Source organism: Stenotrophomonas rhizophila (genome assembly GCF_000661955.1).
In the GTDB taxonomy this organism is placed as follows: Bacteria; Pseudomonadota; Gammaproteobacteria; order Xanthomonadales; family Xanthomonadaceae; genus Stenotrophomonas; species Stenotrophomonas rhizophila.
The window spans coordinates 3,315,914-3,328,054 of sequence record NZ_CP007597.1; the positions used below are offsets into that span (position 1 = coordinate 3,315,914).

Genomic DNA, 12,141 nt, shown 5'->3' on the forward strand with positions numbered 1-12,141 from the left:
GACATCGGCATGCAACATTTTCCTGCGCAGCACCGCCTCGCAATGCTCAGTGTTCGTATGCGCCGGCGTGGGCGGGGGCACGGGTGCGCACGTAGATGCCCTGGCCTGTTTCTGTCGTGGTGAGCGTGGGCTGCTGGTCCAGGAAGGCACGCAGCGAGGCAAGATCGCCCGCGCGCAGGTTGCCGGTCAGACGCAACGCGCCGGCGGCGTCACTCACCAGCAGCCGCTGCTCGTTGATGCGGTTGAAGCGGTCGGCCACCTCACGCAGCGGCACATCGCGGAACACGATGCGCCCCTGCCACCACGCGGTCATGGTGGCCGGATCCTCGCGGTCGATGCGCACGCGCTGGTCGCGGTAGTCCACCTGCGCCGTCTGGCCGGCCACCAGATCGGCCAGCATGCGGCCCCGCCCGCCGTCGCCACGCACCTGCACGCGGCCTTCGCTGACCCCGATGCGGGCCTGCTCACGCAGCAGCGAAACGTCGAACGTCGTACCAATATCGGTTACCTGCAGACCGGCGGCGTGCACGGCGAAGGGGCGGCGGTCGGCGGCGACCACGAAGCTTGCCTGGCCGCGTTCCAGCTCCACGCGGCGGCCCAGCAGGGTGTAGCGCACGCTGACCTCGCTCTCTGCGTTGAGGTGCAGCACCGTCTGGTCGGGCAGCACGACCTGGCGTGGTGCGCCATGCGCCGCGATGTAGTGCAGGTTCTGCGGCCACGCCAGGTGTGCCCCGATGCCCAGTGCCAACAACAGGGTTGCCGCAGCCGCCAGCCCAGGCAGATGCCGGCGCGCACGGCGCGGCGCGGGCGCCGGTGGCGGACTTCGCCGCAGTGGCAGGCGGACCACGTTGTCGCCGGCCTCGCTGGGCGCCGGGGCGGCAATCAGCGCCTCCAGGTCGATGGGCATGCTGCGCAGCGCGTCGCCCAGAGCGCCTGCCACCTGACTGATGGCCATGTATTCGCGCAGGTGGTCAGGCGATACCAGCAGCCACTGCATGAAGGCGCGCTGCTGTGCCGCGTCCAGCGCACCCTCGCGCTGCAGCGCGTGCCACCGCGCGGCCACGGCGGTCAGCGCCGACGGATGCCGGCGAATCTCGTTCACCATGGCCGTGCTCCATGGCCCAGTGCGCGGCGGCATACCGACAAGCCCCGCACCACGTGCTTCTTCACCATGTGCGTGGACACCCCGAGGCGCTCGGCGATCTGCTTGTAGCTCATTCCATCGCGGTATTGCATCACCAGCACCGCACGGGTGTGCGCGGGCAGCGTGGCCAGCAGCGCCTGCAGGTGCGTACTGCGCTGTTCGCGCTCGGCGGCATCTTCCACGCTTTCCTCGCTGGGAAGGCCTTGGCTGAGATGCTCGATGTCCTCGATCGGCAGCACCGACCAGCGTCGCCGTGCGGCCTGCTCACGCGCCAGGTTCAGCGCGACGGTGAACAGGTAGGCCTCCGGGTTGGCGATCTCCCCGCCCTGCCCGTCGTGCGCGCGCAGCAGGCGCAGGTAGGTTTCCTGCACCAGGTCTTCGGCCTCCTGGCGCGCACCACGCCGCGCGAAGAAGCCCCGCAGCACCGGCGCGTGCTCAACGAACATGCGCGCCAGGCGCCGTCTTGCGTGTTCGGCCACGGCCTCGCCCCACCCCCGGAAGTGCGGCGCAAGGTAGGCGCTGAAGATGACCGTGTGGTGACGGTGGCCGGGACGTGGCGGTTGGCAAGGCGAAGAAAGGCGCTTGACAGCCGCCCACCAACGGAACACCATCAGTTAACGAATTAGTTAATTACCACCCATGGACCGCATCTTCGAAGCCCTCGCCTCCACCGCACGTCGGCAGATCCTGGCCTACCTCAATGGCGGCGAGTTGAGCGCGGGCGAGCTGGGCGAGCGCTTCGATTTCAGCAAGCCGGCGCTGTCCAGCCACCTACGCATCCTGGAAGACGCCGGGCTGATCGAGCGCGAGAAGCGCGGCCAGTTCGTGTATTTCCGGCAGGTGCCCGACACGCTGGCCAATACCCTGTTCGCGTGGGCCGCCGAGGTCTGTCCGGTGGGCGGCCCGCTGCAGCGCGAAAGCCGCGCCCGTGCCCGCCGCAAACCCACCGCGTGAGCTGAGCGACCCAACGACAAGGAGATCGGCATGCTGGACACCGCCCACGTGAGTCGTTCGTTTCCCAGCATCAGCCTGCCCTCCTGCGGCGATGGCAGCCCGGTCGAGGTGGCGTTGATCGCCCAGCTTGGGATCGGTGCCGGCGATGCGCTGCTGCGCGATGCGGGCCTGCGCCAGGCGCAGCATCCGCGCTTCGTCGACGCATTGGATGAACCCTCTGCGCGACTGGGCGGCATGCACCTGGCGCACGGCGATGCCTCGTCGCTGTACTCGTTCTCGGTAGGCCGCAAGGGGCATCCGTTCCATCGCCATGCCGGCCCGCGCATGTTCACCGCCATTGCCGGCAGCGGCGGCGCCCAGCTGCGTTTTTCCACCGTGTCCGACGCACAGCTGCTGCAGGACCCGGCCGCCTTCGTGCGCGCCCTGCGCTGCATCGACGTGCAGCCGGACTGCCTGTTCACCGTGCGCTTTGGCAGCGGTACCTGGCACCAGTTCGTGTCGCGTCATCCCCGGCACCCGGCGCTGTTTGCGTTGTCCTGCCATGCCGATGAGCGCAGTGGTGCATTGAGCGAGGCGCAACGTGCGCGCATCGATGCAGGCGCCGCCGATATTCCTTCCCTGACCGACACCCTGCCGCCGGCGTTGCAGCAGCTGCTTGACCAGACCGACCTGGACCAGCTTCCGCGGGTGACGCTGTCGCTGCGCGCACCGGCCGCGTCGGTACTGGCCCGCTGCTGCGCCGGCAGCCGCGACCTGGTCGGCCGGGTGCGCAGCAGCCTGGCATGGTTGCGCCCTGCCCATGGCTACATCGGGCAGCGCGCAGCATGCGGCACGCTGGCCACGCAACCCGCAGCGCCGGCAGATTCACTGCTGCGGCAGGCGTTGCCGCAGGGCTTCGACCACCAGGATTACACCTATCTCACCCTGCCCGCCCACAGCCTCGGCGGGCACTCGGCGCGTGCGCTGCTGGAAGCGGTGCTGGAGGGATTCGTCCGCAACCCACCGCCGGGCGTGGGTCGGCTGATGGCCCTGCGCAATGTGCTGGTGACCCCCTTGCGGCTGCGCACCTCGTCGCTGGGCTGCCCGGTGTCCTCGCTGCTGTCTAACGGGCCCGGCGAGCGTTTCGCCGGTCGCTTCCCGGTGCATGCCCAGGTCACCGACGCCGCCGATCGCAGCGCCGAAGTCCTGCTCGGCGCCGACGACCGCCACCTGCAGTTCCGCTCGTGCGTGCGCGTGCAGGTGCTGGACGATGGTGCGGCGGTGATCGCATTGGGCACCCGGGTGCGTACGCTCAACGCGTTCGGCCGCCTGTACATGGCGGCGATCAACCGGGTGCACCGCCGCCACGTCAGCCCGGCGATGCTGCGCATGGCCGTGGCACACGCGCTGGCACCGGAACTGGCTACCGCGATATCGCTGCAGGACACCGCCCTGGCCTGATCGGGTGGGCTCAGCGCTGGTGATCCGCGAGCCGTGCGACCTGCGCGGCCAGGTCGCCCGCTGCCCACTGGCCGAAGCGGGCCAGCGGAATGTCCGCCATGCCGCGGCGCGTGCCTTCCTGGAAGGCCGGATCAGGCTGACCGCAGTGCGGGCAATGCAGTTCTACCGACCAGGACGAGCCTGCGGGGGGATCGGCCAACGCGGCCAGCACCGGCCACAGCGCGGTGTCCTGATCGTCCGCGAGCAACGCGGCGACCTGCGCCGGCACCGCGCTGAAGCCGTCCACGATCGCGTGCTGGCGTCCGTCCACACTGCACAGCATCAGCGCGCCGTACACCGCATCGCCCAGGCTGGGATGGGCAAACGCCTCACCGCAGTGGCTGCAACGGGCGTCAAACAACGGCACGGTGCGCACGGTCTGCATGCTCAGCCGCCGTTGTACGGTCCGGTGCCCGGGTAAACCTGCAGCAGCGCGCGGGTCAGCGTGCTGGGGTACACGGTGAGGTGGTCTTCGGCCGGGACCACCCGGTTGTCCACCTGCAAGCCTTGGTAGCCGCGCTGGCGCAGGCGATCGGCGAAGGCCTGCGTATCGCGCACCATGTCGTTGCGCGGGCCATCTACCGTATCGGGCGTGGGCGTCTCTTCACTACCGATCGCCAGCAGTACCCGTGCCGGCAGTGCGCGGTGCTGCTGCGCGTAGTCCTTTTCAAGGCGGTCGATATAGTGCCCGTCGAACCACAGCGAGGGGCTGGACAGGATGTAGGTCTGGAACATCTGCGGGCGCGTGAGCAGCACATAGGTGCCGAACAGACCCCCGTAGGAATGCCCGGCGAAACTGCGCCGTGCCGGATCGGTGCGGTAGCGCGCGTCCACCGCGGGCAACACGTGCGTGGCCAGGAAATCGCGGTAGTGCGCGGCACCGCCGTAGACCACGTCGTTGCTGTAGTCGTCGTCGGCAGTGCGCTGCGGCTGGGTGGGCGTGTAGTCGCGCGAGCGGCTCTGCTTGGAGGTCAGCCCCTGCTGCGGCGGCAGCCCGACCAGGATGAAATCTTCCAGGTTGGCGCCGCCCTGTCCCACCAGGTTGCGCACGCTGCGCACCAGCGGAAAGCTGTACAGCGCGTCGGTGACGAACAGCACCGGGTAGCGCCGCTCCGGGTGCTGCGCGTAGCTGGCCGGCAGCGCCACCCAGATCGGGTAATCGCGCCCGGCCGGATCATGCACGCTCCAGCTCTCGGTATCGGGCAGGACCACGCCTGCCGCCGGCACCGCCGCCGCAGGTGCACTGCGCAGCGCATCGCCGTGCAGCGCACAGCCACCGGTGGTGGCCAGCACCATCATCGTTCCCAGCACGTTGCGCATTGCTTTCATCCGCGTTCTTCCGCCGTATCAGCGCGCAAGCGTCGCAATTCCCTGCGGGCTTGCCAAGCCGGGGCGTTCAGCTGCGGTGTGGCTGGCCGCGCCCTGGCGCAGCGTAATCAGCGTGATCTCCGACGGTACGCCGATGCGCGCCGCGAATCCGGCCCACAAACCGGCGCCGTTGCTGACATACAGGGTCATGCCGTCCACCGTGTAGCGCCCGGACACGTAGCCACCGTTGGCGTGCTTGACCAGCTGGTCCATGCCCAGGATGTGACCGCCGTGGGTATGCCCGGACAACTGCAGTGCAACGCCGTGCGCGGCGTTCGCGCGCGCCGCACCCGGGCGGTGGTCGAGCAGGATCACCGGGGCGCGCGGATCGGCGCCGGCGAGTGCGGCGGCCAAGTTCGGCATGGGCAGGCCATAGCGCACGGCCACCGGGTCGGTGACACCGGCAATGGTCAGCACGGCGCCGTCGCGGCGGACCTCGGTGTGGGAGTTCTCCAGCACCTGCATGCCCTGCGCGCGGAACGCCTGCATCCAGTCGGCGTACTGCGCGTAGTACTCGTGGTTGCCGGTGATGGCGATGACACCATCAGGGGCGCGCAGCCCGGCCAGCGGGGCAAAGTCGGCGGCACGTGCCGCCACCGTGCCGTCAATCAGGTCACCGGTGATCACCACCAGGTCCGGCGACAGCGCATTGCTGTTGGCCACCACCTGGGCCACCCAGCCACCGGTGAGCAGGCGGCTGGCGTGGATGTCGGTGAGCTGCAGCACGCGGTAGCCGTCGAACTGTGCCGGCAGGCCATCGAGGGTCACCTCGATCTGCCGCGTCTGCGGCACGGCCATGCCCTGCCAGATGCCATAGGCCGATACCACCAGTGCAGCGCCCATCGCGGCTGGCCGCAGCCATGGGGTGCGCAGTGCGGCGGTGGCACGGGGGCGGCGCAACAGGCGCGCGCCCAGCAGCAGGATATCCAGCAGCAGTACCGCCAGCGCGCCGATCAGCAGCGCGGTGAAGCCGGTGGCCAGCACCGCGATGACCGGCTTGGGAAGTTCCGGCGAGGCCATGGTGCTGGCGAACCGGGCCACGATGCGGTGATGCAGGGCCAGCGACACCACCAGCAATCCAAGCGGGCCGCGCAGCGACAGCGACACCCGCAACGGCCACACCACACGCCACACCACGTACAGCGCAAGCAACACACCAACAACACTCAGCACAGGCAGATCCAGTTTCAATGGGGGAGAGCCGACATCGCCGCTACACGGCGACAAGGCAGCCCCCATCTTTGCCGAATCCGCCGGTGGCTGCCACCGCGCCACTGTCATGTGGGCAACGATGCGCCTCGCGGCCGGCGTGCGACCACCTATCGCCGCGGAGTGCGTGGCCTGCTGGTTGGCGCCGCGGCACGCGTGTCCGCTGGCGTCTTTGTTGCGGTACGTCTGCGCGCTGGCGGCGTTTTCGCTGTCGTGGCCGCCACGTTCGCTGCCACCGCCGCACGGATCAACGCCTTCAAGGCCGTCGCGTTGATGGTCTCGCCTTCATGCAGATCGATCGCCCGGCGCGTGGTGCCCGTCAGGCTCGCGTTGAACAGCCCGGCCGGGTCCGCCAGTGCGGCGCCCTTGGCGAAGGTCATCTTGACCGCGCGCGCATAGATTTCGCCGGTGCACAGGATGCCGTCGTGCTCCCAGACCGGCACGCCGCGCCACTTCACCGTTTCCACCACGGCCGGGTCGGCCTGCTGGATGATGCGGCGCACGCGTGCCAGAGTGGTGCCGCGCCAGTCGTCGAGGCCGGCAATCTTCGCGTCGATCAGTTGCGCAGCCGAAGGCCCCTCCGTGTCGGCCGATGCGCTCGGGGTGACGCTGGAGGTAGCCTTGGTCATGGGAATGTCCTGGCAGGGATGACGGTTGGAAGGCGCCACCGGCACGCGGGCCGGTTACATGCGCTCGCCGGGCAGGCGGCTGGCCTGGCGGACCCAGGCGCTGAACTGCGCCTCATCCAACGGCACCGTTTCGCGGATATGCAGGTAGCGCGTGTCCTGGCTCTTCGACGGCTCCGGCGGCACCGGCTTCAGCGCGGTGCCGCGGAAGAAGGCCACCTTGATGTACCCGGTGAAGCAATGGAGGCTCAGGAACCAGCCGTCATCGCCGGCGGCATACAGCGGTGAATTCCACTTCACCGCCTTGCGCACGCCCGGCACCGCCGCGCTGATCAGGGCATCCAGGCGTTCACCCACGGCGCGTTTCCAGCCGGGCATCGCCGCGATGTAGGCCTGCACGGGCGCGTCGCCCTCGCCTTTGGCAATCTGCGGATTGCCGCCGGCCAACAGGCGCGGCGCGGCGTTGGCGGGCGGAGTGGTGGCAGACGGTGTCGATCGCGTTGGCATGGTGTACGCCTTCCGGAAGCAGACCAGAACCGCCTTATAGACCCCGGCGGACGGGATGGCAACGCAGGCAGGGCTCAGCGCGCGTAGCGGTACACCCGATCGTGCGGATCGCTGCGCGGGGCGCCGGCATCCAGCGTTCCGCCCAGCCGCTGGGCCACCCGCGCCGAACCGGGGTTGTCGGCCGCCACGTAGCTGACCAGCGTGGCCACGCCCAACGTGCCGAAGGCCCAGTCGCGCATGGCCTGCGCCGCCTCGGTGGCATAGCCGTGCCCCTCGTGGCCGGCATACAGCAGCCAGCCCAGCTCCTTTTCCGGAAACAACGGGCCGTCGTTGATGCCGATCTGCCCCAGGCAGGTGCCGGTGTCGGCGTGCTCGATCATCAGCGCACCGTGGCCGAAGAAGTGCCAGCAGGCCTGGTCGTGGCAGAACATGCCCCATGCCGCGCGCAGGTCGAACGGACCGCCCAGCCCGATTGCGCGCGGCGACGCCAGGAACGCGGCATACGCGGGAAAATCGGCGATGGCCTGCGCGCGCAGCAGCAGGCGCGGGGTGCGCAAGGTGATCGGGGCGGCGGGCGCCATTTCAGGGTCCCAAGGTGAACAGGCCGGCATGGTCACGCGGGGGCCACCGGCCGATCAAGCCCCCGGTCCGGCGTGGCTGAACAAAACCCGCCAGCGCGGCCGCCAGCACTTGCGCCGGGAAGGTCGCGCGCCTATAAATGAGCAAGCACTCACTTACTCATTCCCATGGCCCGCCCGCTCAGCGAACAGAAACGCGACGCTATCCTCGACGCTACCGCCAAACTGGTGGCCGCGCAGGGCATTGGCGCGTCCACGGCGCAGATCGCACGGGCGGCCAAGGTGGCCGAAGGCACGGTGTTCACCTACTTCGAGACCAAGGACGCGCTGCTCAACGCGCTGTTCGTGCGTCTGGAAACCCGGCTGGCCATGGTGCTCGGCGCGGACTTCCCGGACCAGGCCGACGCCCGCGACCTGGTGCTGCATGCCTGGAATGCGTTGATCGCATGGGGCTCGACCTACCCCATCGATCGCATGGCGCTGCGCCAGCTCAAGGTGTCCGAGCGCATCAGCGCGCACACCCGCAGCGAATGCGCGGGCCTGTTCGGCAGCATGCTGCAGGCGCTGGAAACCAGCCTGGCCAGCCACATCGATCCCGAACGGCTGCCGTTCTACCTGGGCCGGGTGCTGATCAACCTGCTGGAAACCACGCTGGAGGCGATGGCGGCCGACCCCCCACACGCCGCCACGCTGCAGCAGGCCGGGTTCGACCTGTTCTGGAAAGGCATCCAACGATGAACCCGTTTTTTCCTCCATTAAATGAGTGCGTACACACTCATAAACCAGAAGGCACCGCATGAGAGCCCTCCCCCTGCTTGCCCTTGCCTTCTCCCTCACCGTACTTATCGGGATGACCCTGACCGTGCCTATCGCCCCCAATGACCAGTCGCCGCAGATGCACGACGGCCACTTCGCCAACGTTGCCCCCAAGCCCAAGGAAACCGTGACCGGTACGCTCAAGCTGCTGTGGGAATTCCTGTTCGACCGCCCCGCAGGCACCACGCCGCCCGCGCCGCCACCGGTGCGCGCGATCACCGCCGCCGAGCTGGCCAGTGCCCCCGAGCACAGCCTGTACCGGTTGGGCCATTCGACCCTGCTGGTGAAGCTGCGCGGCGGTTGGTGGCTGACCGACCCGGTGTTCTCCAAGCGTGCCTCGCCGGTGCAGTGGATGGGTCCCAAGCGCTTCCACGCCCCGCCGATCGCGCTGCACGACCTGCCGCCCATCCGTGGCGTGCTGCTCTCGCACGACCACTACGACCACCTCGACCGCGCCACCATCAAGTACCTGGCCAGCCGCGCCGATGTGTTCCTGACCCCGCTGGGCGTGGGCGACCGGCTGATCGCCTGGGGCGTGCCGCGCGACCGCGTGCGCCAGCTGGACTGGTGGCAGGAAACCGAGGTGGACGGCGTGCGCTTCGCGGCCACCCCGGCCCAGCACTTCTCCGGCCGCGGGCTGCGCGACGGCAACCGCACGCTGTGGGCGTCGTGGGTAATCCTGGATGACGGCCTGCGCCTGTTCTTCAGCGGCGACACCGGCTACTTCGACGGCTTCCGCCAGATTGGCGAGCGCTACGGGCCGTTCGACGTCACCTTCATCGAAACCGGTGCCTACGACGCCAAGTGGCCGTTCGTGCACATGCAGCCCGAGCAGACCGTGCAGGCCCACCAGGACCTGCGGGGCCGCTGGCTGCTGCCGATCCACAACGGCACCTTCGACCTGGCCCTGCACCAGTGGGACGAGCCGTTTGAACGGGTCAGCGCACTGGCGCGGCAGCGCGCCATTCCGCTGGCAACGCCGGGCATGGGCGAACGCCTGGACCTGGACGCACCGCAGCCCGGCACGCCGTGGTGGCGCCAGGTGAAGGCCGAACAGGACGCGCGCCGGATCACCCCGGTGGGCAGCGCGATGTGATCAGCGCAGGCCGACCACCGCGATGATGACCACCGCGATGCACCAGGTGATCGCCGTGCACAGGCGCACCTGCTGCACGGTCAGCGGTTCGGTGAATAGATCGACCAGGTCGAAGCTGAGCAGCGAAAACAGCCCCTGCATGCGCTCGGCGCCGCCCAGGAAGACAATCCAGACACTCACCACAGTGATGGCCAGCAACAGCAGGAAGAACAACATGGACAGGTCCTTGATCCGGGTGATGCTGGACGGGGCACGGCGACCCGGGCAGGTGCCGGGCACTGCCGCAGCATAAGCCAACGCACCCCGGTTGCACGCGCAGCCGGGGTGCATCTGCTACCGTGCCGGCAGCCGTCCGACTGCCCCTGCAATGCCCCTGCCGACCCAACCCGTGTATTTCCTGCCGCTGAGCGAAACAGCGCTTGCCGCGTTCCTTGATGTGGGGCAGATCCCGGCCAGCGCGCTGGAGCGTGCCGGCCTGTTCGCCGCAGCCCTGTGCCAGGGGCGCGCCCATCACAGCGCCGCATTGACCCGGCTGATCGACCAGGCCTGTGCGCTGTTCGCCGCGCAGCCCGACGATGCCGATGCCCAGTTCAAGGCCCTGGCCGCCGGCATGCCTGGCCAGCTCAACGACGCGTTGCAGGCATTGGCCGCACAGAGTGTGGTGCTGGGCCCGGACGCGGTGGTGGCCGAGTTCTGCCGGATGTCGCCGGCGGACTACCCGGTGGACCCGTTCCAGGCGGCCTGCCGTACCACGCTGGAGCCGCACACCATCCGTTTCTATACCGACGCCGCCGGTGAAGAACCCGACGACGTCGGGATCGACGTTGCGCAGGCCCCGGCCTATGTCGAGCGCACCCACGATTACACCGCCGAGCAGGCCCGTGCACTGCGCGCGATCGTGGCCAACGATGACGAACACATCGACCTGGACGCCTATGCAGGCGCGGGCAAGACCCACCTGATCCTGCAGCTGCTGGACAGCGCGACCCGGCGCTACACCTACATCGCGCCACGCCCCAGCCAGGTGCAGGCATTCCGGCGCCGGCTGAGTGGCGCGCTGCCGATCGAGATCCTGTCGCAGATCAGCTTCGCCAACCAGATTGCCGGTGCCGCCTTCCGCCAGGGCATTCTGGGCACCGCGTTCCGCCCGACCTTCCAGATCAGCAAGGCCTCGTTCCGCGATATCGCCCAGCGCATCGGCCTGCAGGCGATCGGCAACCATGCCCCCACCAGCGTGCTGCGCGTGGCCTTCGACGGCATCGCCGCATGGTGCCGGTCCCCGGCCGAGCGGCTGGAGCCGCGCCACTTCGTCCGCGCGTTGCCGTGGGCGATGGTCGATGCCGGCCCCTACATCGCCGCCGCCGAGCACGTGTGGCGCTGCATGTTCGACCCGGCCGTGCAGAAGACCCCCCTGCTCAGCCTCAACGTCGACCACATCGGCAAGTGGCTGGCGCTCCATCGCGCGCGCATTCCAACGCTGTGGGGCACGCTGCTGATCGATGAAGGCCACGACATGAGCCCGGCCTGGAAAGGCCTGTTGTCCGGCTACGAAGGGTCGGTGATCAGCCTGGGCGATCCGAACCAGCGCCTGGTGGGGCGCGCGCCGCGCTTTGCCACCGGTATGAAGCTGGAGATCGCCCAGTCCGTACGCCAGGGCCGGTTGGTGGAGCAACTGGTCAACGAAACCGTGGCACTGGACGCCACCGGCTTCTTCGACGGGCCGTTCGAAGGCTCGGCCGACCAGCCCACGCTGACCCGGACCTACAGCAGCTGGGACGAGGTTCCCGGCAGCGGTGCGCGCGTCTACGGCAACCCATGGCGGCTGCTGGAAGAAGCACAGCGCCTGGCTGCCGCCGGCGTCCCGTTCGGCATCCACCCGGACACGCTGACCAGCGTGGGCCGCGAGGTGAACCGCGGCGAAGAGGCCTACCGCGAAATGACCTCGCACGGCGGCAGCAGCCAGCGCTGGGAAGCGCTGCTGGCCGAATGCAACGAGCAGGACATGCCGCAGATCCCGCGCATGTTCATGCGCGGCTACAACCGCGACCGCTTCATCGAACTGGGCCAGCGCCTGGCCGAGTTCCACGACGCCACGCTGCAACTGCTGCTGGTGGAGCATGCCAAGAACACCGAGTTCGCGGTGGTGGCGATGTCGATGTGCTGCTTCCGCACCGGCTTCGGCCGGGGCTACGCGCACAACCCGGTGCGTGCGGCGTACACGGCGATGACCCGCGGCACCCAGCAGCTGTGGCTGCCGGCCGGAGCGCTGGACGAACTGGGCCAGAGCATCGCCCGCTTCCAGGCCAACCGCACCGACTACCGCCGCAGCAAAATCACCCGGCGCTAGCGCCGCCCAGGGTGTGC

General features: G+C 69.1%; 14 protein-coding genes. 5 read left to right on the plus strand and 9 right to left on the minus strand.

Translation table 11 applies throughout. From position 1 onward, the window contains the following. Positions 1 to 46 precede the first annotated feature (46 nt). Together DX03_RS14340 and DX03_RS14345 are read right to left on the minus strand one after the other, a co-directional pair. Positions 47 to 1,093: a FecR family protein gene (locus DX03_RS14340; protein WP_038692428.1), complete on the minus strand. Its 1,047-nt coding sequence runs from the start codon at positions 1,091 to 1,093 to the stop codon at positions 47 to 49. 5 nt (positions 1,094 to 1,098) lie between these two features. After that, a complete protein-coding gene (locus tag DX03_RS14345; protein ID WP_038689796.1) occupies positions 1,099 to 1,623 on the minus strand; it encodes an RNA polymerase sigma factor in 525 nt (174 codons plus the stop codon). Positions 1,624 to 1,783: 160 nt separating this feature from the next. Between DX03_RS14345 and DX03_RS14350 the strand changes: the two genes are divergently transcribed. Both DX03_RS14350 and DX03_RS14355 read left to right on the plus strand, forming a co-directional pair. Then, positions 1,784 to 2,098, plus strand: coding sequence for a metalloregulator ArsR/SmtB family transcription factor (locus DX03_RS14350; protein WP_016922200.1), 315 nt, complete (start codon positions 1,784 to 1,786; stop codon positions 2,096 to 2,098). Positions 2,099 to 2,128: 30 nt separating this feature from the next. Further along, positions 2,129 to 3,538 (plus strand): DUF2867 domain-containing protein, encoded by a 1,410-nt coding sequence (locus DX03_RS14355; protein WP_038689799.1) that lies wholly within the window; start codon positions 2,129 to 2,131, stop codon positions 3,536 to 3,538. A 10-nt stretch (positions 3,539 to 3,548) separates the two neighbouring features. Here the strand turns inward: DX03_RS14355 and DX03_RS14360 are convergent, their stop codons facing one another. The 6 genes from DX03_RS14360 to DX03_RS14385 all read right to left on the minus strand — a co-directional run bounded on the left by DX03_RS14360 (position 3,549) and on the right by DX03_RS14385 (position 7,868). Further along, positions 3,549 to 3,962 carry a hypothetical protein gene (locus DX03_RS14360; RefSeq protein WP_038689800.1) on the minus strand — a complete coding sequence of 138 codons (414 nt, stop codon included), beginning with the start codon at positions 3,960 to 3,962 and terminating at the stop codon, positions 3,549 to 3,551. Between the two features lie 2 nt (positions 3,963 to 3,964). Further along, positions 3,965 to 4,897 (minus strand): alpha/beta hydrolase, encoded by a 933-nt coding sequence (locus DX03_RS14365; protein ID WP_038689802.1) that lies wholly within the window; start codon positions 4,895 to 4,897, stop codon positions 3,965 to 3,967. A 27-nt stretch (positions 4,898 to 4,924) separates the two neighbouring features. Beyond that, positions 4,925 to 6,118 (minus strand): metallophosphoesterase, encoded by a 1,194-nt coding sequence (locus tag DX03_RS14370; protein WP_244880128.1) that lies wholly within the window; start codon positions 6,116 to 6,118, stop codon positions 4,925 to 4,927. A gap of 146 nt (positions 6,119 to 6,264) precedes the next feature. Further along, positions 6,265 to 6,783, minus strand: a complete 519-nt coding sequence (locus DX03_RS14375; RefSeq protein WP_051598872.1) for a DUF1801 domain-containing protein — start codon at positions 6,781 to 6,783, stop codon at positions 6,265 to 6,267. A 54-nt stretch (positions 6,784 to 6,837) separates the two neighbouring features. After that, complete coding sequence (locus DX03_RS14380; RefSeq protein WP_038689804.1) at positions 6,838 to 7,287, minus strand: DUF1801 domain-containing protein; 450 nt, start codon at positions 7,285 to 7,287, stop codon at positions 6,838 to 6,840. A gap of 74 nt (positions 7,288 to 7,361) precedes the next feature. After that, a complete protein-coding gene (locus DX03_RS14385) occupies positions 7,362 to 7,868 on the minus strand; it encodes a GNAT family N-acetyltransferase (RefSeq protein WP_038689806.1) in 507 nt (168 codons plus the stop codon). Positions 7,869 to 8,033: 165 nt separating this feature from the next. On the opposite strand from DX03_RS14385, the gene DX03_RS14390 reads away from it, so the two are divergent. Together DX03_RS14390 and DX03_RS14395 are read left to right on the plus strand one after the other, a co-directional pair. Next, on the plus strand, positions 8,034 to 8,603 hold the full coding sequence (locus DX03_RS14390) for a TetR/AcrR family transcriptional regulator (RefSeq protein WP_038689808.1): 570 nt from the start codon (positions 8,034 to 8,036) through the stop codon (positions 8,601 to 8,603). 112 nt (positions 8,604 to 8,715) lie between these two features. Beyond that, complete coding sequence (locus DX03_RS14395; RefSeq protein WP_038689810.1) at positions 8,716 to 9,777, plus strand: MBL fold metallo-hydrolase; 1,062 nt, start codon at positions 8,716 to 8,718, stop codon at positions 9,775 to 9,777. On the opposite strand, the gene DX03_RS14400 is transcribed toward DX03_RS14395, so the two are convergent. Beyond that, positions 9,778 to 9,993: a hypothetical protein gene (locus DX03_RS14400; protein ID WP_185753357.1), complete on the minus strand. Its 216-nt coding sequence runs from the start codon at positions 9,991 to 9,993 to the stop codon at positions 9,778 to 9,780. A gap of 151 nt (positions 9,994 to 10,144) precedes the next feature. Here DX03_RS14400 and DX03_RS14405 point away from each other — a divergent pair, with 151 nt between their 5' ends. Beyond that, positions 10,145 to 12,124, plus strand: coding sequence for a hypothetical protein (locus DX03_RS14405; protein WP_051598873.1), 1,980 nt, complete (start codon positions 10,145 to 10,147; stop codon positions 12,122 to 12,124). Positions 12,125 to 12,141 lie beyond the last annotated feature (17 nt).